This window comes from Bradyrhizobium sp. Y36, assembly GCF_002531575.1.
In the GTDB taxonomy this organism is placed as follows: Bacteria; Pseudomonadota; Alphaproteobacteria; order Rhizobiales; family Xanthobacteraceae; genus Bradyrhizobium.
In genome coordinates this window covers 36,541-56,348 of the sequence record NZ_NWTI01000016.1, presented here as the reverse complement: position 1 = coordinate 56,348, position 19,808 = coordinate 36,541, and the positions used below count along the sequence as shown (strand labels likewise).

Below are 19,808 nucleotides of genomic sequence, written 5' to 3'. Positions count from 1 at the left end.
CGGCATGATCCAGAGAATGAGGCCGATCGGCAGGAGGGTGGCCATGGCAAGGACGAGAATGACGAACCCCACGGCCAGCATCGATCAACTCCCGGTCGGTCCGCCCGGACTGACGCTTTCTGCGACGTCGGGAGCTTTGGGACCTTGATCCTTGTCGGGGAGCGGATCGGCCTGCGATTTCAGATCGGCAGCCTTGCTGATCAGCTTGGCGGACAGGTCAGAATCCGAAGTGGTTCTTGCGAATTCAAGCAGGAGAGAGGCTTGCTTGGTGAGGTAGGTTTTGCCCAGCACGTGGTTCAGTCCGGTGTAGAAGTCCCAACGGAGTCATGAGTCCGAAGGGTGGTATTCCGTTCCCGGAACTTTGTACAAAAATGCACAAAGTGATCAGGTTCCATGCTTCTGCAAATTTAGTTCCGGGCCAAATGGGTCCGCTGCCGGCCGATGACGCCAGCCTAACCTCAGATGCCGAGCGCCTTCAAGGCGTTCCCGACGTCGCGCGGCGACGTCACGTGCACCGTGGTCAATCCGCGTGCCCGCGCACCCTCGATGTTCTCTTCGAGATCGTCGAAGAAGACGATGCGCTCCGCAGGCACGCCGATCTCGGCGACGACATGGTCGAAAGCCTCCGCATCCGGTTTGCGCAAGCCGATGCTGGACGACAGGTACAACTCCCGGAAATGGCCGAGCAGATCGGCATATTCCTTTGAGAAATAGTCGACATGCGGCCGGTTGGTGTTGGAGAAGGCGTAGAGCGGCATCTGCCTGGCGGCACGCGGCAACAGCTCGGCGATGTCAGGCATCTCGCCGGCGAAGATCGCGTTCCAGCCCTCCAGGAACTGCGCGTCCGAAATGCCGATTCCAAGCGAAGCCCGTAACGAGGCGAAATAGTCCGCATCGCTGAGCTTACCGACCTCGTGCAGCCGGTATGCCTCGTCGCGCACATAGCGCGCGACGATCGACTCGGGCTCGCAGCCGGCATGCCCCGCCCAGCAGGCGATCGCCTTGGAGAAGTCGATGTCGAGCACCACGCGCCCGAGATCGAACAGAAGCGCATCCGCGCTGCCGGGAGAGAGCGATGTCACCTGAGTCCTTTTCACGTTGGCATCGGCGGATCAGTATCGATAAGGCTCGTGGTCGAACAGCGGGAACGCGCTGAACACGCTCGGCGCGTTGGTTGCGGTCGCCGGATGCAGGCAGGACTTGTTCACTTCGGCAAACGACGTGGCTCCGAGCAGGCCGAGGCAGCGCAGCACCTCGTCCTCCAGCAGCTCCAGCATCCGCGTGATGCCGGCTTCGCCGGCAGCCGCCAGCGCCCAGCATTGCAGCCGGCCGATGCCGACGAGGTCCGCACCCGCCGCGATCGCCTTGACGATGTCGGTGCCGCGACAGATGCCGCCGTCGACCATGATCTTGGCGCGGCCCTTCACGGCGTCGACGATCTCCGGCAGCACGTGCATGGCACCGCGGCCATGGTCGAGCTGGCGGCCGCCATGGTTGGAGACGTAGATCCACTCGACGCCGTGATCGACCGCGATCAGGGCGTCCTCGGCGGTGGCGATGCCTTTGAGGATCAGCGGGGTCTTGAACTTGTCCTTGATCATCTTCACGGTCCGCCACTCCAGACCTTTCTGGTAGTCACCGCCGGTGGCGCGCAGGCGGCTCTCGCGAACGTAGCGCTTGGCGATGTCACGTTCGCGACGGCTGTAATGGGCGGTGTCGACGGTCAGGCAGAAGCCGGCATAGCCGTTCTTCTCGGAGCGGCTGACGACATCCGCAACGAAGGCGTCGTCGCCGCGGACATAGAGCTGATAGAGCCGGAGCGCGTCAGGGGCGGCCTCGGCGGTCTTCTCCAGGCCCGGATCGGACACCGAGCTCAGCATGTGCGCCGCACCGAATGTACCGGCCCCCCGCGCCACGCTCGCCGCGCCGTCGGGATCGAAGATCTCGAGCGCGCCGACGGGGGCGAGGATCACGGGAAGGCGCATGTTGCGGCCGAATTGCTGAACCGAGCCGTCCACCTTGCGGACGTCGCGCAGCACGCGCGGGCGAAAAGCGATCTCGTCCAGCGCCATGCGGTTGCGGCGCATCGTGGTCTCGGTCTCGGCGGCGCCGACGATGTAGTCCCAGGCGTTCTGGTTGAGGTTGGCTCGCGCTTTCCGGATGAATTCGTGCAGATTCTGGAACGGCTCGTTGCTGGCGCCGAGTTCGACGTTCCGTTCCGGCCGGATGCGGGGTGCTTCGTTCATTGTTATCCTCCCGAGAATTTGAAGCCTTATGTCATCGCCTAACCCGTCCAGCCCTCCAAAACCATCCTAAAATCGCATAGCTGCGAGGCGTGGACCGGCCCACCGATTCCCCTTGCGGGCGGACCAGTCCGGCAACGTTGCCAAAAGTTTAGGTCCGAACGAAGCGATTTCTGCCCGGGGCGGGTCGGCGTGGCCTCCCGGCCTTGAAGAAACCAGAATGGTATTGTGAGAAGCTGACTGGATCGCCAATTGCATGGGCGACTTCCAAGTGACTTCCAAGTCTCGAAAAGCAAGTCTCGAAAGACAAGCGAACCGCCAAGCAAAAAGGCCAGTCCCTCCATGCGGAAATCCCTGCTGTTCCCACTGGGCGCGCTCACCGGAGCGTGTCTGACCCTTCTGGTAGCCAGCCCGCACGGCGGTGTCTGGGCGGCACGGGCGGCGGCGAGCGCGGATGACGCCTATTCCCAGCTCAACCTGTTCGGCACGGTGTTCGAGCGCGTCAAGGCGAGCTATGTCGAGAAGCCCGACAATGCCAAGCTGATCGAAGGCGCGATTACCGGCATGGTGACCTCGCTCGATCCGCACTCGCGCTACATGAACGCGAAGGCCTGGACCGAGATGCAGGAGACCACCTCCGGCGAGTTCGGCGGCCTCGGCATCGAGGTCACGATGGAAGACGGTCTCGTCAAGGTCGTCTCGCCGATCGACGATACGCCCGCCTCGAAGGCCGGCCTGATGTCCGGCGACCTCATCAGCAAGATCGACGGCGAGGCCGTGCAGGGTTTGACGCTCGAGCAGGCCGTCAACAAGATGAAGGGCCCGGTCGACACCCAGACCAAGCTCACCATCGTGCGCAAGGGCGCCGACGCCCCGCTCGACGTCGCGATCAAGCGCGAGATCATTCACGTGCGTCCCGTGCGCTTCCATGTCGAGAACGGTGACATCGGCTATGTCCGCATCACTTCGTTCAACGAGCAGACCACCGACGGCCTGAAGAAGGCGATCGCCTCGATCACCAAGGACGTCCCGCAGGAGAAGCTCGCCGGCTACGTCGTCGACCTGCGCAACAATCCGGGCGGATTGCTCGACCAGGCCGTATCGGTGTCGAGCGCCTTCCTGCAGCGCGGCGAGGTCGTCTCCACCCGCGGCCGCAATCCGGAAGAGACCCAGCGCTTCACCGCCCATGGCGGCGATCTCACCAGGGGCAAGCCGCTGGTGGTGCTGGTCAACGGCGGTTCGGCCTCGGCCTCGGAAATCGTCGCCGGCGCGCTGCACGACCACAAGCGCGCGACCATCATCGGCACGCGCTCGTTCGGCAAGGGCTCGGTGCAGACCATCATTCCGCTCGGCACCGGCAATGGCGCGCTGGCGCTGACCACGGCGCGCTACTACACGCCGTCGGGCCGCTCGATCCAGGCCCAGGGCATCGCCCCCGACATCGAGATCCTGCAGGACGTGCCGCCCGAGTTGAAGGGCCGGATGGACACCATGGCGGAGTCCCAGATGCGCGGGCATCTGTCGGCCGCCGACGGCACCGAGCAGACCGGATCGCAATCCTACGTTCCGCCGAAGGAGGAGGACGACAAGGCGCTGCACGCGGCCTTCGATTTCCTGCACGGCGTCAGCGCCAACGCAGTCGCGGCCAAGCCCGCGTCGAAGGCGGCGGTGCCGAACTAGGTCTTACACTGTCAGAGATCGATATCGCCCGGGAGTGGTCTGCCGCTCCCGGGCGAGTTCGTTTGGGAAATTGTCTCGATCCGCAGCCCGGACGGAACGCAGCCTGATCCGGCTACATCGCCACGTTAGGACCTAACCGGCCTCGCGGCGGCGGCTTTCCTTGCCGCCGCGCTGGGCGAGGCGGCTGCGATGCAGCGCGAACAGCTCCAGCACCTTGTCGGCCGGTTTCGCGGCGCTGAACAGATAGCCCTGCATCTCCGAGCAGCCAAGCGCGCGCAGCAGGCGCTGCTGCTCCTCGGTCTCGACGCCCTCGGCCGTGGTGGTCATGCGGCGCGCGGCCGCCAGGTTGACGACGGCCTGGACGATGCTGGCGGAGCCGTCGGGACCGGCGATGTCGTTGACGAAACAGCGGTCGATCTTGATCTTGTCGAACGGGAAGCGGTGCAGATAGCTCAGCGAGGAGTAGCCGGTGCCGAAATCGTCGAGCGCGATGCGAACGCCGATGGCACGGAGCTGGTGCAGGATCGTCAGCGCGGCATCATCGTCGCGGATCAGCACCGCCTCGGTGATCTCGAGCTCCAGCCGGCTCGCCGGCAGGTTCGAAGCGGCGAGCGCCGCCATGATCTTCAGCGCCAGCGTGCCGCTCTTGAACTGCACCGGCGAGACGTTGACGGCGAGGCGGATGTCGTCAGGCCAGCCTGCGGCATCGCGGCAGGCGGTCGCCAGCACCCATTCGCCGATCTCGTTGATCAGGCCGGTATCCTCGGCGATCGGGATGAACTCTGCCGGCGAGACCATGCCGCGCACCGGATGACGCCAGCGCACCAGGGCCTCGCAGCCGGTGATACGATCATCCTTCAGGCTGAGGCAAGGCTGATAATAGACCTCGAGGCCGCCTTCGCGACCTCCTTGGGCGATGGCGTGGCGCAGGTCGCTCTCGAGCTGCCGGCGCTCGCGTACCTTGGCATCCATCTCCGGCTCGAAGAAGCGATAGGTGCGACGGCCGGCCGACTTGGCGGCGTACATCGCCATGTCCGCGTTCTTGAGGATCTGGTCGAGCGCCGTGCCGTGTTCGGGCGCGAGCGCGATGCCGATGCTGGCATCGGTGGTGAGATGGTGGCCCATGCAGTCGAACGGTGCGCGGATGGCCTCGAACACCCGCGCGACGAGGTCGTCGACCTGGTCGCGCGATGTCACCGCGCTCTGGACGATGGCGAATTCGTCGCCGCCGAGCCGCGCGACGAAATCTGTCGGGCCCGCACAGCGCCGCAGGCTCGCGGCCACCGATTTCAGCAGCTCGTCGCCGACGAGGTGGCCGAGCGCGTCGTTGACGCCCTTGAACTCGTCGATGTCGATGTAATGCACCGCGATCTCTTCGCCCTTGCCGACAGCGGCCAGCTCTTCCCGCAGATGCTCGTGGAACATGGTGCGGTTCGGCAGATCGGTCAGCGCGTCGTAATGGGCGAGGTGGGTGATGCGCTCCTCGATGCGGCGGCGCTCGGTGATGTCCTCATGGGTCGCGACCCAGCCGCCATCGGTGAGCGGCTCGTTGAGGATGTGGATCGAGCGGCCGTCTGCGGTGTCCACCACCATGGAATTTCGGACGTGGATGTCCTTCAGGACAAGCGAGACGTAGGCGTCGACATTCCCCGCGAACGAGCCGGTCGCCTTGCGATGGGCGATGATGTCGTGGAAACTGCAGCCGGGCTTCACGACGTCGGCGGACAGTCCGTACATTTCAATGTAGCGCTGATTGCAGACCACCATTCGCCGCTCGGCGTCGAACAGCAACAGGCCCTGCGTCATGTTGTTGACGGCGCGGTCGAGCCGTTGCTTCTCCAGCGTCAGCCGTTCGCGCGAGGCGCTGTGCTGCTCCAGGAGCTTGCGCACGACTGCGATCAGCACGCCCGCGATGGCAAGCGCCGAGGCGCCGGCGACCGAGATCAGCATGCCGATCTGCTCGCGCCAGTCGGTCAGGGCCGCCGCGCGCGTCGTGGTCGCCATCATCAGGATCGGGAAATGGGGCAGGGCGCGCGAGGAGATCAGCCGGTCCTCGCCGTCGACCGGGCTTACGAAGCGGCCGGCGAAATGATCGAGGCCGAAGACCCTCTGCTGCTCGAACGAACCGGTCTTGAAGTTCCGCCCCATCAATTCGCTGGAATGAGGATAGCGGGCGAGCAGCGTGCCGTCGCGATGCAGCATCGAGATCGTCGCGCCTTCGCCGAGCGCGACTGAGGCGAAGAATTTCTCAAAGTTGGCGGGCTCGATCCCTCGTCCGACCACGCCGAGGAATTCACCCTTGGGACCGAGGATCCTTCGGGCCACGAGGATGGTCCAGGCGCCGGAGATCCGGCTGTGCAGCGGCTCGATCAGGACATCCGGCGCGTTGGGATCGTATTTGAATGTGCGGAAATAGGCGCGGTCGGCCAGGTTGGTCTTGGGAACCGGCCATGCCGTCGACGAATTGATCAGATTGCCGTCGGCATCGATGATGTTGACGCCGCCGATATACGGCAGCGCCTCGATCTTCGATCGCAGCATCTGGTGGACGCTCTGATCGGAGAGGCGTTTGCGGAACTCTTCGACATTGGCGATGCCGATCGAACGCACGTGATCGACGAAGTCTCGCTGGATGACCGCGAAGTCCTGCAATTGCTGATCGAAGTGATGAGCGAGCATCAGCACGGTGTTCTCCAGCTCGCGGCCGGAGTTGCGCAGCGCTCGCTCGCGGAAGTTCTGCGCCATCAGGACGGAGCCGATGGCGATGGCAGCGATCAGCAGCGTGCCGCCCACCACCAGCCAGCGGATCGGTCCGCTGCGCACGAAGGTCTGGTCAAAGAGGCGACTGCCGAATTTCGTCGTCGTCATACTGGATCATTGCCTGCACACGTCAGGATCAATTCTTGGCCCCGAAAGCATCCGTTGGTTTACGGGAACGGTGTGGAGGCGAAGTTAGGAAGCGCGGTTAACGCGATGTGAACGGCCGCGCACAAAGGCGATCGATGCGCGCGCAAAACATGCAGGACGAGACATGCAGGAATTGCCGCGAGCACCGGCCGTGCCGGTCAATTCCTGCCGGTCGGGCCGAGATCAAGGAAGACTTAACCATCTAAGGTGTTGGCGAGTCTTGCGCAGGCATTGGCACGTGATTTGCGAGCACGCCTTTCGGCACACCGAGAGGAAACACGATGAAGAAGACTTTGAAGAACTTTCTCGCCGACGAGCGCGGTGCGACCGCGATCGAGTACGGCCTGATCGCCGCCGGCATCGCGCTTGCGATCATCACCGTCATCAACGGCATGGGCGCCAGGCTCAACACGAAATTCACGTCCATCAGTTCGGCGCTGAAGTAGCGACGATCAGGCGCGGTAATGGCCGGACTTGCCGCCGAGCTTCTCGACCAGGTGAATGCCCTCGATGCGCACGCCGCGCTCGACCGCCTTGATCATGTCGTAGATGGTGAGGCAGGCGACGGACACGGCCGTGAGGGCCTCCATCTCGACGCCGGTCGGTCCCGTCACCTTCACGCTGGCGCGCACCACGCAACCGGGCAGCTTTGCATCGGGCTCGATATCGACAATGACCTTCGACAGCGCGAGCGGATGACAGAGCGGGATCAGCTCGGAGGTGCGCTTGGCGGCCATGATGCCGGCGATGCGGGCCGTGCCGAGCACGTCGCCCTTCTTGGCGTTGCCCGACACGATGAGGTCGAGCGTCGCCTTGGTCATGACGACGCGGCCTTCCGCGACCGCAAGCCGCTCGGTTGCCGGCTTGTCCGACACGTCGACCATGCGAGCCTCGCCGGAGGCGCCGATATGGGTGAGGGCAGGGCCGGCCCTCTTGGCCGGGTTCGCCTTGGCAGGCTTGCGTGCCATCAGCGCGTGCCCGCCGCGCGTGCCACATCCTCGCGCGCGAGCAGCGTGCGCGTGGCGGCGGTGACGTCGGTCTGCCGCATCAGGCTCTCGCCGACCAGGAAGGTCGACATGCCGACGCGCTCGAGCCGGGCGAGATCGGCGGGCGTGAAGATGCCGCTCTCGCCGACCATCAGCCGGTCGCCGGGGATCAGCGGCGCCAGCGTTTCGCTGGTCGCGAGGGTGGTTTCGAAGGTGCGCAGATTGCGGTTGTTGACCCCGATCATCGGCGAGCGGAGCTTGAGCGCGCGGTCGAGCTCGGCGCGGTCGTGGATCTCGATCAGCACGTCCATGCCGTAAGCGATCGCTGCGTCTTCGAGGTCCTGTGCCGTGGCATCGTCGAGCGCGGCCATGATGATCAGGATGCAGTCGGCGCCGTGGGCGCGGGCCTCGACCACCTGATAGGTGTCGAACATGAAATCCTTGCGCAGCACCGGCAGCGACGTCGCCGCGCGCGCGGCGACCATGAAGTCGAGATGGCCCTGGAAGGAGGGCGTGTCGGTCAGCACCGACAGACAGGCGGCGCCGCCGGCCTCATAGGCCTTTGCAAGCTGAGGCGGATCGAAATCGGCGCGGATCAGCCCCTTCGACGGCGAGGCTTTCTTCACCTCCGCGATCAGTGCGTAGTTGCCGTCGGCATGCTTGGCCTTGATCGCCCGCACGAAGCCGCGCGGGGCGGCTTGCGCCCTGGCCTTCGCCTCGATGGCCGACAGCGGCTGCGCGCGCTTGGCGGCAGCGATCTCCTCGCGCTTGTAGGTTTCGATCTTGGTCAGGATGTCCGACATGTCAGGCTCAGCCGTTCGAGACCGCGATCAGATGCTTCAGCCGCGTGTTCGCTGCGCCGCTGTCGAGCGACTTTGCGCCGATCGCAACGCCCTCCTTGAGGTCCTTGGCGCGTCCGGCCACGATCAGCGCGGCGGCGGCGTTCATCAGGGCGACGTCGCGATAGGGGCTCGGCTTGCCGCTGAGCACGCTTTGCAGCGCGATCGCGTTGGCGTCGGCATCGCCGCCCTTGAGCGCACCGGCCTCGCAGCGCGGCAGGCCAGCGTCCTCCGGCGTCACCTCGAAATTCCGGATCTCGCCATTGTGGAGCGCGGAGACGAAAGTCGGGCCGGTGAGGGTGATCTCGTCGAGGCCGTCGGAGCCGTGCACCACCCAGGCGGATTCGGAGCCGAGATTCTTCAGCACCTGCGCCAGCGGCTGCACCCATTGCCGGGAGAAGACGCCGACCATCTGCCGCTTCACGCCGGCCGGGTTGGACAGGGGGCCGAGCAGGTTGAAGATCGTGCGCGTGGCAAGCTCGACCCGGGTCGGGCCGACGTTCTTCATGGCGGGATGGTGAGCGGGGGCGAACATGAAGCCGATGCCGCATTCGCGGACGCAGCGGCCGACCTGATCGGGCCGGAGGTCGATCTTCACCCCGAGCGATGCCAGCACGTCGGCAGCGCCCGAGCGCGACGACAGCGCGCGGTTGCCGTGCTTGGCGACCGGCACGCCGGCGCCCGCGACGATGAACGAGGCGCAGGTCGAGACGTTGACGGAGCCGGAGCCGTCGCCGCCGGTGCCGACGATGTCGACGGCGTCCGCGGGCGCATCGACCGTGAGCATCTTCGAGCGCATCGCCGCAACCGCGCCGGTGATCTCGTCCACGGTCTCGCCGCGCACACGCAGCGCCATCAGCAGGCCGCCCATCTGCGAGGGCGTGGCCTCGCCGCTCATCATGGCGTCGAAGGCGGAAGCGGCTTCGTCACGCGACAGGCTGGCGCCGGTCGCCACTTTTCCAATGATCGATTTCAGGTCGTCCATCGCGTGCTTTCAACCTACTGCTGGTTCGCGCCGGTCACCTGCGCGAAGGCGGCCTGATTAATGGTGGTCCCGATGTCGGTTTCAAGCTTGTTGACGTAGGAAGCAACCTGCTCCTCGGTCTGGGCACGGTCGAGGCTCTCCTTCAGCTTCTTGACCGCGTCGGAGGCGGCATCGACCGGGGGCTCGACGATGTCGGTGACGCGGTAGACGATCACATCGGTGCCGCCGGTCACCGGTGTCTGGCCGACACCGTCCTTGGCGACGCGGAAGGTGGCCGACACGACCGCCGCGGGCACGCTGGCCGGCGTGTCGTCGCGCTTGAAGCCGTTTGCGGTCTCGACCTTGGCGCCGATCGCTGCGGCTTCGTCGGCGAGCTTGCCGCCCGCTTCGAGCTTCTGCACCATCTCGGTCGCCTTGGCCTTCAGCTTGGTCGCGATCTGGTCCTGGCGCCAGCGCGCCTCGACCTGGTCGCGGACTTCGTCGAGATTGCGGTCGCGCGAGGGCGTGATGGCGAGCACGTCGTACCAGACGTAGCCGCCCTTGAACGAGATCGAGTCGTTGTCGACGCCGACATCGGTGTTGAAGGCCTGCGAGACCACGTCCAGGCCCTGCGGAATGTTGGCGACCGGCTGGCCGTTCGGGGCGCGGCCGGAGCGGTCGACGGCGTCGATGGTCACGGCGGTGAGGCCGAGCTTCTGCGCCGCGTCGATCACGCTGGCGCCGCCGCCGCGCTCGTCTTCCATCTTGTCGCGGAGGTCGTTGACCTTGACGCGCGCACGCTCGGTGGCGAGCTCGCGCTTGATGTCGCCGGCAAGCTTCGCATAGTCGGCCTCGGCGCCCGGCTCGATCTTGTCGACCTTGACGATGGACGTGCCGAGCGCGCCCTGGATCGGCTGGCTGATCTCGCCGGCGGGAAGCGCGAAGGCGGCGTCGCCGACCGCAGCATCCAGCGAAGACTTGGTGACGAGGCCGAGGTCGATATCGGAGGCGCTCAGCCCGCGCTCCTTGCCGAGGTCCGCGAACGACATGCCGCCGACGAGACGCTCCCGGGCGGCCTGCGCTTCAGCGGCGTTGGGGAAGACGATCTGCTGGATCTGGCGCTTCTCCGGTGTGCCGAGCCGGTCCTTGCGCTGCTCGAACACCTTCTTGGCGTCCTCGTCGGACACCTCGCTCCACTTGCCGATCTCTTCGGGCGAGACCACGACGAAGGAGATTTTGCGATATTCAGGCGCGCGGAACTGGACCTTGTGATCCTCGAAATAGGCCGCGAGCGCTTCGGGCGAGGGCGCGTCGATCTGGCCTGCCTGGGCGGCATCGAGCCTGACGAATTCGATGGTGCGCTGCTCGTTCTGGAAGCGCGTCAGCACGTCGAGCATGGTTTTCGGCGGCTCGAGGCCGGCGCCGATCGTGCCGGTGATCTGCCGGCGCAGCGACACCTTGCGCTGCTCGGCGACGTAGCGCTGCTCGGTATAGCCGAAATTGCGGATCATGGCCTGGAAGCGGTTCGCATCGAAATTGCCGCCGACGCCCTTGAAGTTGGGGTCGTTCATGATGACCTGGCGGATCTGGTCGTCGGACTGGCCGAGCCCGAGCCGGCGCGCCTCCTCGTCGAGGGCGGCTTCCGCGATGGTCTGCTGCAGCACCTGGCGGTCAAGGCCGAAGGCCCGCGCCTGGTCGGGCGTGAGGGGGCGACCGAACTGGCGGCTGATCTGTTGCAGGCGGTCGGTGTAGATCTGACGGAACTCGTTCAGCGAAATCTCGGTGCTGCCGATTTTGGCCACCGTGGACTGCCCGAAGCCCTTGAAGATGTCGGCGATTCCCCAAATGCCGAAACTGACGATCAGCACGCCCATCACGATCGCCATAATGGTCTTGCCGACCCAGTTTGATGAGGCCTTGCGCATTCCTCGAAGCATTTGGTCCAACTTGTTTGAGCAGGAGGGGAACGGGAGCGCGTCTTAATGCAGATTCCGCAGAAGCGCCTCACCAAATTGAAAGATCATCATAAAGTGGCGGCTTTCCCCCCGCAACCTCGGGTCAGGCGACCGCTGGAAGCTGCGGTTAAAAGCCTCTGGTCTCTGGAACTGCAACAGGTCCTCTGCTAGCGCATGCGCAAACCTCATTTTGCTGGAAATTGACATGACCGACGCCATCCGCCCCCTGATCGCCGGCAATTGGAAAATGAACGGGCTGAAGGGCTCGACTGCCGAATTCGACGCCATGCTCAGCGGCGCGGCAGATGTGGCCGCCAAGGCCGATCTGTTGGTCTGCCCGCCGGCGACCCTGATCGCGGCCTTTGCCGACAAGGCGCGCGGCAAAAAGGTCGCGGTGGGAGCCCAGGATTGCCATCCCAAGGCCTCCGGCGCCCATACCGGCGATATCGCGGCGGAAATGCTGGTGGACGCGGGCGCGAGCGCCATCATCGTCGGCCATTCCGAGCGCCGCGCCGATCACGGCGAGGGCGACGCCCTGATCCGCCAGAAGGCCGAAGCCGCCTGGCGCGCCGGGGCGATAGCGATCGTCTGCATCGGCGAGACCCAAGCCCAGCGCGACGCCGGCCAGACCCTGGACATCCTGCGCGGGCAGCTTGCCGGCTCGCTGCCTGATGGCTCGACCGCCGCCAACCTGACCGTGGCCTATGAGCCGGTCTGGGCGATCGGCACCGGCCTGACCCCGACCGCCCAGGATGTCGAGCAGATTCATGGGTTTATCCGGGAACTCATGACCTCGCGGTTCAAGGCCGATGGCGCCAGGATGCGCATCCTCTATGGCGGCTCGGTCAAGCCGTCGAATGCGGCCGAGCTGATGGCAGTCGAGAACGTCAACGGCGCCCTGGTCGGCGGCGCCAGCCTGAAAGCGGCCGACTTCCTTGCGATCGCGAAGGGGTGCCCCTAGCTCATCCAAAGCTTTGGTTCGGGACCGATCGGGGGTGGCAATACCCCCTCCGATCGTGTAACACCGCGCAACTTCAGGAAAACCCGCGAAGCGCGATCGGCCGCCGTCAGGCGCTGTCCGCTTGTGACGGAAGGGCATTATGCAGACCGTTGTCATCGTCATCCACCTCATGATCGTCGCCGTGATGATCGGCGCCGTCCTGCTCCAGAAGTCGGAAGGCGGCGGCCTCGGCATGGGCGGCGGTGCGGGCTTCATGTCCAGCCGCGGCACAGCGAATCTGTTGACGCGGACCACCGCGATCCTGGCTGCGGGCTTCTTCCTCACCAGCATGTTCCTGTCCTGGCACGCCGGCTACAGCCGCGCGCCCTCGCCGATCATCGGCACGCCGGCGTCGCAGGGCCAGCCGGCCGGCGGATCGCCGGTCGCGCCGCCGACCTCGGGCGGCATCCTGGATTCGCTGAAGAAGGCCGACGAGCAGCAGCAGGCGCCGGCCCCGACCGGCCCGCAGGTGCCACGCTCGCAATAAAGCAGGGGGGCCATGCGGGGCGGCAGCTACCGTCCTGCATCAAAAATCCCCATCAAGGCACTGTCACCACTCTTCGTTTTGGCTCACCCACAGGCCCGCAAAATCTTTGGGGCGGAATACGAATCGCTTTGGCGAATCGAATTCGAGGGATTAGAGGTTAAGTCCCATGGCGCGGTACATATTCATCACCGGCGGCGTGGTTTCTTCGCTCGGCAAGGGTCTGGCTTCAGCGGCACTCGGTGCGCTGTTGCAAGCCCGGGGCTACAAGGTCCGCCTCCGCAAGCTCGACCCCTATCTCAACCTCGATCCCGGAACGATGTCGCCGTATCAGCACGGCGAAGTGTTCGTGACCGATGACGGCGCGGAGACCGATCTCGATCTCGGTCACTACGAGCGCTTCACGGGCCGGCCTGCGACCAAGCAGGACAACATCACCACGGGACGCATCTACCAGGACATCATCTCCAAGGAGCGCCGCGGCGATTATCTCGGCGCGACCATCCAGGTGGTTCCGCACGTCACCAACGCCATCAAGGAATTCGTCCTCTCCGGCAACGACGATTACGATTTCGTGCTGGTCGAGATCGGCGGCACCGTCGGCGACATCGAGGGCCTGCCGTTCTTCGAGGCGATCCGCCAGCTCAAGAACGAGTTGCCGCGCGATCACGCCATCTACATCCACCTCACGCTGCTGCCGTACATTCCGAGCGCCGGCGAGTTGAAGACCAAGCCGACGCAGCACTCGGTGAAGGAGCTGCGCTCGATCGGCATCCAGCCGGACATCCTGCTCTGCCGCACCGACCGCGAGATCCCGAAGGAGGAGCGGCGCAAGCTCGGCCTGTTCTGTAACGTGCGCGAGAGCGCCGTGATCGAGGCGCGCGACGCCGACAGCATCTACGCCGTGCCCGAGGCCTATCACAATGCGGGCCTCGACGACGAAGTGCTCGCCGCCTTCGGCATCGAATCGCGCATCCCGCCGGTGCTCAAGAGCTGGCACCAGATCAACGAGCGCATCCGCAATCCCGAAGGCAACGTCACCATCGCCATCGTCGGCAAGTACACCGGCATGAAGGATGCGTATAAGTCGCTGATCGAGGCGCTCTCGCATGGCGGCATCGCCAACAAGGTGAAGGTCAATCTCGACTGGATCGAGAGCGAGATCTTCGAGAAGGAAGATCCGGCGCCGTTCCTCGAGCACGTCAACGGCATCCTGGTGCCCGGCGGCTTCGGCCAGCGCGGCGCCGAGGGCAAGATCAAGGCGGCGCAGTTCGCGCGTGAGCGCGACGTGCCGTATTTCGGCATCTGCTTCGGCATGCAGATGGCGGTGATCGAGGCCGCGCGAAACCTCGTCGGCATCGAGGACGCCAACTCCACCGAGTTCGGTCCGACCAAGGAGCCCCTGGTCGGCCTGATGACGGAATGGCTGCGCGGCAACGAGCTCGAGAAGCGCTCGCAGGCCGGCGATCTCGGCGGCACCATGCGCCTCGGCGCCTATCCCGCCGCGCTCAATCGCGGCAGCCGCGTCTCGCAAGTCTATGGCGGCGCCACCGAAATCTCCGAGCGCCACCGCCACCGCTACGAGGTCAACACCGCCTACAAGGATCGCCTCGAGCAGCACGGCTTGAAATTCTCGGGGCTCTCGCCCGACGGCGTGCTGCCTGAGATCGTCGAATACGAGGACCATCCCTGGTTCATCGGCGTCCAGTTCCACCCCGAGCTGAAGTCGCGGCCGTTCGAGCCGCATCCGCTGTTCGCCTCGTTCATCCAGGCGGCGATGGTGCAGAGCCGGCTGGTGTAGGTCGCGATTCTGGTGTTATTTTACCATTATGTGGTCTTGACTCTCTGTGAAGAATCGCTAATGTTAGGGGGTTGAGCGTTTTCGCTCGATGTGGCTGGCAGGCCGCTAAGGCGCTGCAGCTAATTCAAAGCCCGCCTCGCGCGGGCTTTGTATTTTTCTTCGTGTTAATTTATGCGCTGCCGGGGATGATGTGAACGCGCCTTAGAGGTAAGCTGTTCACAATGTCGACATAGTTCTTGACTTCCCTTTTCGGCCACGTACGGTTGCACCATTGAGCGTTTTCGCCCGATAGGATTGCAGGCCCTTGGGCTCTGCATTCAATTCAAAGCCCGCGCTCCGCGCGGGCTTTGTACTTTTTGGATTGCGATCATCAGATGTGGCTTTGTTTTGTCGACGAGTTCGGCGATTTTTCCGCCAAATTCGATTCAAGCGGCGGGGCGGTTGAGAGCTACGGCAGCTGGCGACCGATCTGCGGCTATGGCGGTTTTCTGATTCCTGCCGGCTACTACAAGGAATTCTGTGATCACTTTACCCGGCTTAGAATGATCGGCACCAGAAACATTGCGTTTGCCAAACACAACGCTGTGCTCAATCCAGACAAGCGCGTTTCGTTCGACGAGTTTGCCTTATTGTTTTCGCAGCAGCGTCACCGGCTTTATTCAAGGTCCGAAGAAGTTGGTGGGACCGAATTTTTCTCGGGCTCCTATCTCAACTCCAGCAACCACTCTGGGGCAAGAAAACGAGAGGTAATTCGGCGAGCAAAGAAATTCCTCTCATTGATCGAGCAATTCAACGGCGAGATCTTCTTTTCAGGCATCGAGAAGGAGGGATATTTCGCGCGTCCTCGGAACAGGGGGCGTCCTCGCACGCTTCACGTCAACCTCATCCCTCGGGCGTTGCGTGTGGCGCACAGTGAAGCCGCGGCGCGGAAATCGCAAATAAAGATGATCTTTGATCATCATCCAGAGGATGATGAAACGATCGCGCGAATTCGCGCAAAACAGAACAGGCAACCAGTACATGCCCTAGCAGAGTTGCAGACCAGGCAAGAATATTCGCAGGAAATAATCGTTAGGGAGAGATACTTCGACTACCTAAAGGAGCCGATGTTCCACGTCCAGAGTCACTGGTCGCTGGGAATACAGGCTGCGGACTGGGTGTGTTCTCTCTTGGGCAAAGTGAAGTCGTACGAGTGCGACCCTGCCAAATTCAACTCGTACGAACTCCTTGGCAAAAAACTTGGTGATCGAATCGAGGATCTACGATCTCGATATAGCGCAATCGACTTTTCGAGCGCGGGAGGCTCAAGCGGAGCGGGGCAGCAATTGAGACTAGACCTTGGAGGGCCCGCCGATCTCAATCACTAGACCCTTCCAGTTCAGCGAAATTTTGATTTTCCGTTTCACGAGCAACGCCAGCGCAGCCAGCGTAAATGCTCCGGCGAAGGCCCAGACCGCTGTATCCATGATCCCCTCCATCTGTCGCGCTCGACGCACGAACGGGGGATCGTAGCGAATCACTTCAACCTTAAAATGTTACTTTAACGGGTAGTGTTTTGTCAAACTAGGCTGGCTTGGGCCCTTTACGTTCTGTGTCAACTGAATCTGTCCGGACTTGGCTGCTATTGAGGACAGCGGCGCAACCGATCCCGTGATCAGCTTCATCTGTGGCCGCCGCGTCAGCCTGTAGACGGCGGCGGGCGGCACGTTGAGCAAGGTGCGGTCCAGGAGCTTTGCGCGCAGGCCCAGCCGGTCTAGCACGGGCCGCGGCACCGGGCAGCTCATGCCATAGGTGAACTGGTAGAAGGCGCCGCCGGGGCGGACATAGCTGAACGCTCCGCTGAGGATCGAGATCACCTTGCGCCTGCTCATGTTCAGCAGCGGCAGGCCGCTCACCACCGCGCCGACGGGCGCGCCCTCATAAAGCCGCTCGGTCGCAAGCCGGCCTGCATCCATCCACAGCACGCGCGAGCCGGGAAAGCGCATCTGCAGCAGCTTCATGAAGTCGGAGCCGTATTCGATCAGCGTGAGGTCCTGCGGACGGACGCCGCGTTTGAGCAGCTTGTAGGTGAACGCGCCGGTGCCGGGACCGAGCTCGAGGATGGGTCCCGTCGTTGCACTGATCTCGCGCGTGATGAGATCGGCGAGCGCCGCACCCGATGGTGCGACCGCGCCGACCCGCCGCGGGGACGACATCCAGGACAGGAAGAACGAAAGAAAGTCGTTGGGCATGCGCACTCCGGATCTTGGTTGCACCTCGATTGGAGGTGCGGCGCATGCAGTGTCGCGGGAGTGCATTGCGACAGCATTGCGCTACGGGGCGCAAATACCAATTGAATCAGCTCTGCCGCACTTCCGGCAGCGTCATCCGGAAGCAAGCGCCGCCCCCGTTCGGTCCGTCCGCGACCGAAACGTGGCCGCCATGCAGCTGCACGATCTCGCGCACCATGTTGAGGCCGAGGCCGGCACCGCGATCGCGCGGCGTCAGCCGGTAGAACGGTTCGAAGATCTGCTCGCGCTGCTCGGCCGGAATGCCCGTGCCCTCGTCCGTGACTTCGATGCTCGCAGGGCGGTCGACACGAATGGCGATGGTGCCGCGGCGCGGGCCGTGCTGGACCGCATTCTGCACGAGGTTGGTCAGCGCGCGCTCCAGCGCCGCCGCATCGCCCATCGTCTCGATCGGTGTCGCCGGCGCGTCGAGCGCCAGCTCGTAGCCGGCGGCAATCGCCAGCGGCGCGAGGTCGGCGGCGACGCTTTGCGCGACCGCGACGAGATTGACACGCGTGAAGGGATGGCCGCAGCGGTCGAGCCGCTGGATGTCGAGCAATTGTTCGGCGAGCGTCGCCAGCCGCGCGGCATCCTCCATGAGACGGGTCTTGTCCGGCCCGGCGGCCAGTGACTCCAGCCGCGTGTTCAGGATCGCGATCGGCGTCCGCAATTCGTGCGCGGCATCCGCGACGAAGCGCTTGTGGCGGGCATAGCCCTGGTCGAGCCGCGCCAGCGCGTCGTTGATCGCGGTCACCAGCGGCATGACCTCCAGCGGGATCCGCTCCAGCGGAAGCCGCGCGCCGCGCTGATGGATATCGATGCGCCGGGCCTCGTCCGCCGCGGTGTCGAGCCCTCTGAACGCGCGACGCACGATCATCGGCGTTGCGATGAACGTCGCCGTTCCCATCAGCAGCAGGCCGGGCAGGGCGATGCCGAGAAACGCGAGCGACGTCATGAACAGCGCCTTGGCGCCGGTCAGCCGCCCTTGCGTCGCCGTGATGACCTGCACGTTGCCGGCATCTGTGTTGACCCGCTTCAGCCGCGCCGCGGGCTTGCGGGGATCGTCCTCGAACAGCTGCCAGCCGAGCCGGGCCTGGCTGATCTGGTCGAGGCCGTTGCCGATTGCGGCGAACTCGCCCGGCACGGTGCCTTCGCTGAGGACGCGGCCCTGCCGGTCGCGGACCAGGAACCAGAGATCGGGCGTCTCGCTGCGCAATTGCTGCAACTCGGCCGTCGGCCGCAACGCCAGCCCACCTTGCGGCTCGCGCGTGAGCGCGCGCCGGACCACGTCGATGACGCGGTCCTCGTCGCGCTCTGCGAGCACGAAGCCGGAGGCGCAAAGCCCGGCGAGGACGACGGCAAGCAGCGCGACCAGGATCGCGGCCTGGAGCGCGAGCAGGCGCCAGCTCAGCCGCGAGCGCAGGCAATAGGGATCGTCGTGCATGCTGATCGCGCTCATGGCAGCTTCTTCAGGAGATAGCCGACGCCGCGAATGCCGTGGATCTCGATCCCGGCGTCGGCGTCCGCGAGCTTCCGCCGCAGCCGCGACACATGCGTGTCGAGCGCGTTGGACTGGATCTCGTCGTCGAAATTGTAGACCGCCTCTTCCAGCGCCGAGCGCAGCACGGTCCGGCCCATGCGACGGACCAGCGCTTCGAGCACCAAGAGCTCGCGGCGAGGCAGCTCGAACGGCACGCCGTCGATGCTGGCCTCGCGATGACTGAGGTCGAAGGCGAGGCGGCCGGCGCGGATCACGTCGGGGGAGAGGCCCGCCGGCCGCCGCAGCACGGCGCGCAGCCGCGCCAGCAGTTCCTCGACTGCAAACGGCTTGGCCAAATAATCGTCGGCACCGCTGTCGAGCCCGGCGATGCGGTCAGCGAGCTCGCCGCGCGCAGTCAGGACGATGATCGGCACGCCGTCGGCGCGCGCGCGGAGCTTTGGGATCAGGGCGAGGCCATCGCCGTCGGGAAGCTGGCGGTCGAGCAGGACGGCGGCATGAACGTCGGCCGAGATGGCCTCCTCCGCCTCGGCCAGAGTCGGGGCATGGTCCACCACCATGTCGTAGCGCTTCAGCGCCGAGGCCAGGGCGCCGGCCATTTCCGCTTCATCCTCGACCAGTAAGATCCGCATGTGACAGGCACCCAGGCTGCGACCGAGCCTTTGTAGCGGCCCGATCATTGCGGCAGCATTGCGGGAGTCCGGCGCGGCGCCGGACACGCAAGCCATGCGCGGAGCGCCGCAGGGGCGGCCGGTCCCGGCTCAAGACACCCTCGCGGCCAGCCGCTATAACCGCGGCACCTGTTCAGGGAGGAACATGAATGATCTACGAAATGCGCGTTTATCGCTGCGTGCCCGGCCGCCTGCCGGCGCTGTTGAAGCGGTTCGAGACCGCCACGCTGAAGATCTGGGAGAAGCACGGCATCAAGCAGGCCGGGTTCTTCACGACCTTGATCGGCGAATCCAACCAGGAGCTGACCTATTTCCTGGCCTGGGAGTCGCTTGCCGAGCGCGAGACGAAGTGGGGCAAGTTCATGACCGATCCGGACTGGCTGAAGGCACGCGCGGAGAGCGAAGCGGACGGCCAGATCGTCGGCAATATCGTCAGCCAGATCCTGACGCCGACTGCCTTCTCGGCGGTGAAGTAGGAATCTGCCGCGGCAAGGGCGGCGCCGGCAGCCCCGG

General features: G+C 64.7%; 19 protein-coding genes. 7 read left to right on the top strand and 12 right to left on the bottom strand.

Annotated features, from left to right (window positions below; translation table 11 throughout):
* Positions 1-84: 84 nt before the first annotated feature.
* The 3 genes from CO669_RS24140 to CO669_RS24130 form a co-directional block, all read right to left on the bottom strand.
* On the bottom strand, positions 85-291 hold the full coding sequence (locus tag CO669_RS24140; RefSeq protein WP_097662446.1) for a hypothetical protein: 207 nt from the start codon (positions 289-291) through the stop codon (positions 85-87).
* Positions 292-458: 167 nt separating this feature from the next.
* Positions 459-1,082 (bottom strand): HAD family hydrolase, encoded by a 624-nt coding sequence (locus tag CO669_RS24135; protein WP_097662445.1) that lies wholly within the window; start codon positions 1,080-1,082, stop codon positions 459-461.
* Positions 1,083-1,112: 30 nt separating this feature from the next.
* Positions 1,113-2,246 carry an alpha-hydroxy acid oxidase gene (locus tag CO669_RS24130; protein ID WP_097662444.1) on the bottom strand — a complete coding sequence of 378 codons (1,134 nt, stop codon included), beginning with the start codon at positions 2,244-2,246 and terminating at the stop codon, positions 1,113-1,115.
* Between the two features lie 339 nt (positions 2,247-2,585).
* On the opposite strand from CO669_RS24130, the gene CO669_RS24125 reads away from it, so the two are divergent.
* On the top strand, positions 2,586-3,923 hold the full coding sequence (locus CO669_RS24125) for a S41 family peptidase (RefSeq protein WP_097662443.1): 1,338 nt from the start codon (positions 2,586-2,588) through the stop codon (positions 3,921-3,923).
* Positions 3,924-4,055: 132 nt separating this feature from the next.
* Here CO669_RS24125 and CO669_RS24120 read toward each other — a convergent pair whose 3' ends face one another.
* The gene (locus CO669_RS24120; protein WP_097662442.1) at positions 4,056-6,791 is read right to left on the bottom strand and encodes a bifunctional diguanylate cyclase/phosphodiesterase; all 2,736 of its coding nucleotides are present in this window, start codon (positions 6,789-6,791) and stop codon (positions 4,056-4,058) included.
* Positions 6,792-7,111: 320 nt separating this feature from the next.
* On the opposite strand from CO669_RS24120, the gene CO669_RS24115 reads away from it, so the two are divergent.
* On the top strand, positions 7,112-7,276 hold the full coding sequence (locus tag CO669_RS24115) for a Flp family type IVb pilin (protein WP_097662441.1): 165 nt from the start codon (positions 7,112-7,114) through the stop codon (positions 7,274-7,276).
* 6 nt (positions 7,277-7,282) lie between these two features.
* On the opposite strand, the gene moaC is transcribed toward CO669_RS24115, so the two are convergent.
* From moaC to CO669_RS24095, 4 genes are read right to left on the bottom strand one after another with little or no spacing between them, the layout of a single operon-like run.
* A complete protein-coding gene (gene moaC, locus CO669_RS24110; RefSeq protein ID WP_097662440.1) occupies positions 7,283-7,798 on the bottom strand; it encodes a cyclic pyranopterin monophosphate synthase MoaC in 516 nt (171 codons plus the stop codon).
* Positions 7,798-8,619 carry an indole-3-glycerol phosphate synthase TrpC gene (gene trpC, locus CO669_RS24105; protein ID WP_097662439.1) on the bottom strand — a complete coding sequence of 274 codons (822 nt, stop codon included), beginning with the start codon at positions 8,617-8,619 and terminating at the stop codon, positions 7,798-7,800. Before trpC ends, moaC begins: the two co-directional genes overlap by 1 nt.
* Before the next feature lie 7 nt (positions 8,620-8,626).
* Positions 8,627-9,640 carry an anthranilate phosphoribosyltransferase gene (trpD, locus tag CO669_RS24100; RefSeq protein ID WP_097662438.1) on the bottom strand — a complete coding sequence of 338 codons (1,014 nt, stop codon included), beginning with the start codon at positions 9,638-9,640 and terminating at the stop codon, positions 8,627-8,629.
* Between the two features lie 14 nt (positions 9,641-9,654).
* Positions 9,655-11,556 (bottom strand): peptidylprolyl isomerase, encoded by a 1,902-nt coding sequence (locus CO669_RS24095; RefSeq protein WP_097662437.1) that lies wholly within the window; start codon positions 11,554-11,556, stop codon positions 9,655-9,657.
* A 223-nt stretch (positions 11,557-11,779) separates the two neighbouring features.
* On the opposite strand from CO669_RS24095, the gene tpiA reads away from it, so the two are divergent.
* The 4 genes from tpiA to CO669_RS24070 all read left to right on the top strand — a co-directional run bounded on the left by tpiA (position 11,780) and on the right by CO669_RS24070 (position 16,226).
* Positions 11,780-12,535: a triose-phosphate isomerase gene (gene tpiA / locus CO669_RS24085; RefSeq protein WP_097662435.1), complete on the top strand. Its 756-nt coding sequence runs from the start codon at positions 11,780-11,782 to the stop codon at positions 12,533-12,535.
* Positions 12,536-12,674: 139 nt separating this feature from the next.
* Positions 12,675-13,061, top strand: a complete 387-nt coding sequence (gene secG / locus CO669_RS24080) for a preprotein translocase subunit SecG (RefSeq protein WP_097662434.1) — start codon at positions 12,675-12,677, stop codon at positions 13,059-13,061.
* A gap of 166 nt (positions 13,062-13,227) precedes the next feature.
* The gene (pyrG, locus tag CO669_RS24075) at positions 13,228-14,859 is read left to right on the top strand and encodes a CTP synthase (protein WP_097662433.1); all 1,632 of its coding nucleotides are present in this window, start codon (positions 13,228-13,230) and stop codon (positions 14,857-14,859) included.
* 374 nt (positions 14,860-15,233) lie between these two features.
* Complete coding sequence (locus CO669_RS24070; protein ID WP_097662432.1) at positions 15,234-16,226, top strand: DUF3800 domain-containing protein; 993 nt, start codon at positions 15,234-15,236, stop codon at positions 16,224-16,226.
* Here CO669_RS24070 and CO669_RS36550 read toward each other — a convergent pair.
* The 4 genes from CO669_RS36550 to CO669_RS24055 all read right to left on the bottom strand — a co-directional run bounded on the left by CO669_RS36550 (position 16,191) and on the right by CO669_RS24055 (position 19,256).
* Positions 16,191-16,325: a hypothetical protein gene (locus CO669_RS36550; RefSeq protein ID WP_283806810.1), complete on the bottom strand. Its 135-nt coding sequence runs from the start codon at positions 16,323-16,325 to the stop codon at positions 16,191-16,193. The genes CO669_RS24070 and CO669_RS36550 overlap by 36 nt on opposite strands.
* A 69-nt stretch (positions 16,326-16,394) precedes the next feature.
* Positions 16,395-17,090: a class I SAM-dependent methyltransferase gene (locus CO669_RS24065; RefSeq protein WP_245444462.1), complete on the bottom strand. Its 696-nt coding sequence runs from the start codon at positions 17,088-17,090 to the stop codon at positions 16,395-16,397.
* Positions 17,091-17,196: 106 nt separating this feature from the next.
* Positions 17,197-18,576 (bottom strand): sensor histidine kinase, encoded by a 1,380-nt coding sequence (locus CO669_RS24060; protein ID WP_097662552.1) that lies wholly within the window; start codon positions 18,574-18,576, stop codon positions 17,197-17,199.
* A 5-nt stretch (positions 18,577-18,581) separates the two neighbouring features.
* Positions 18,582-19,256 (bottom strand): response regulator transcription factor, encoded by a 675-nt coding sequence (locus CO669_RS24055; RefSeq protein WP_097662431.1) that lies wholly within the window; start codon positions 19,254-19,256, stop codon positions 18,582-18,584.
* A 188-nt stretch (positions 19,257-19,444) separates the two neighbouring features.
* Here CO669_RS24055 and CO669_RS24050 point away from each other — a divergent pair, with 188 nt between their 5' ends.
* On the top strand, positions 19,445-19,771 hold the full coding sequence (locus CO669_RS24050; protein ID WP_097662430.1) for an NIPSNAP family protein: 327 nt from the start codon (positions 19,445-19,447) through the stop codon (positions 19,769-19,771).
* Positions 19,772-19,808 lie beyond the last annotated feature (37 nt).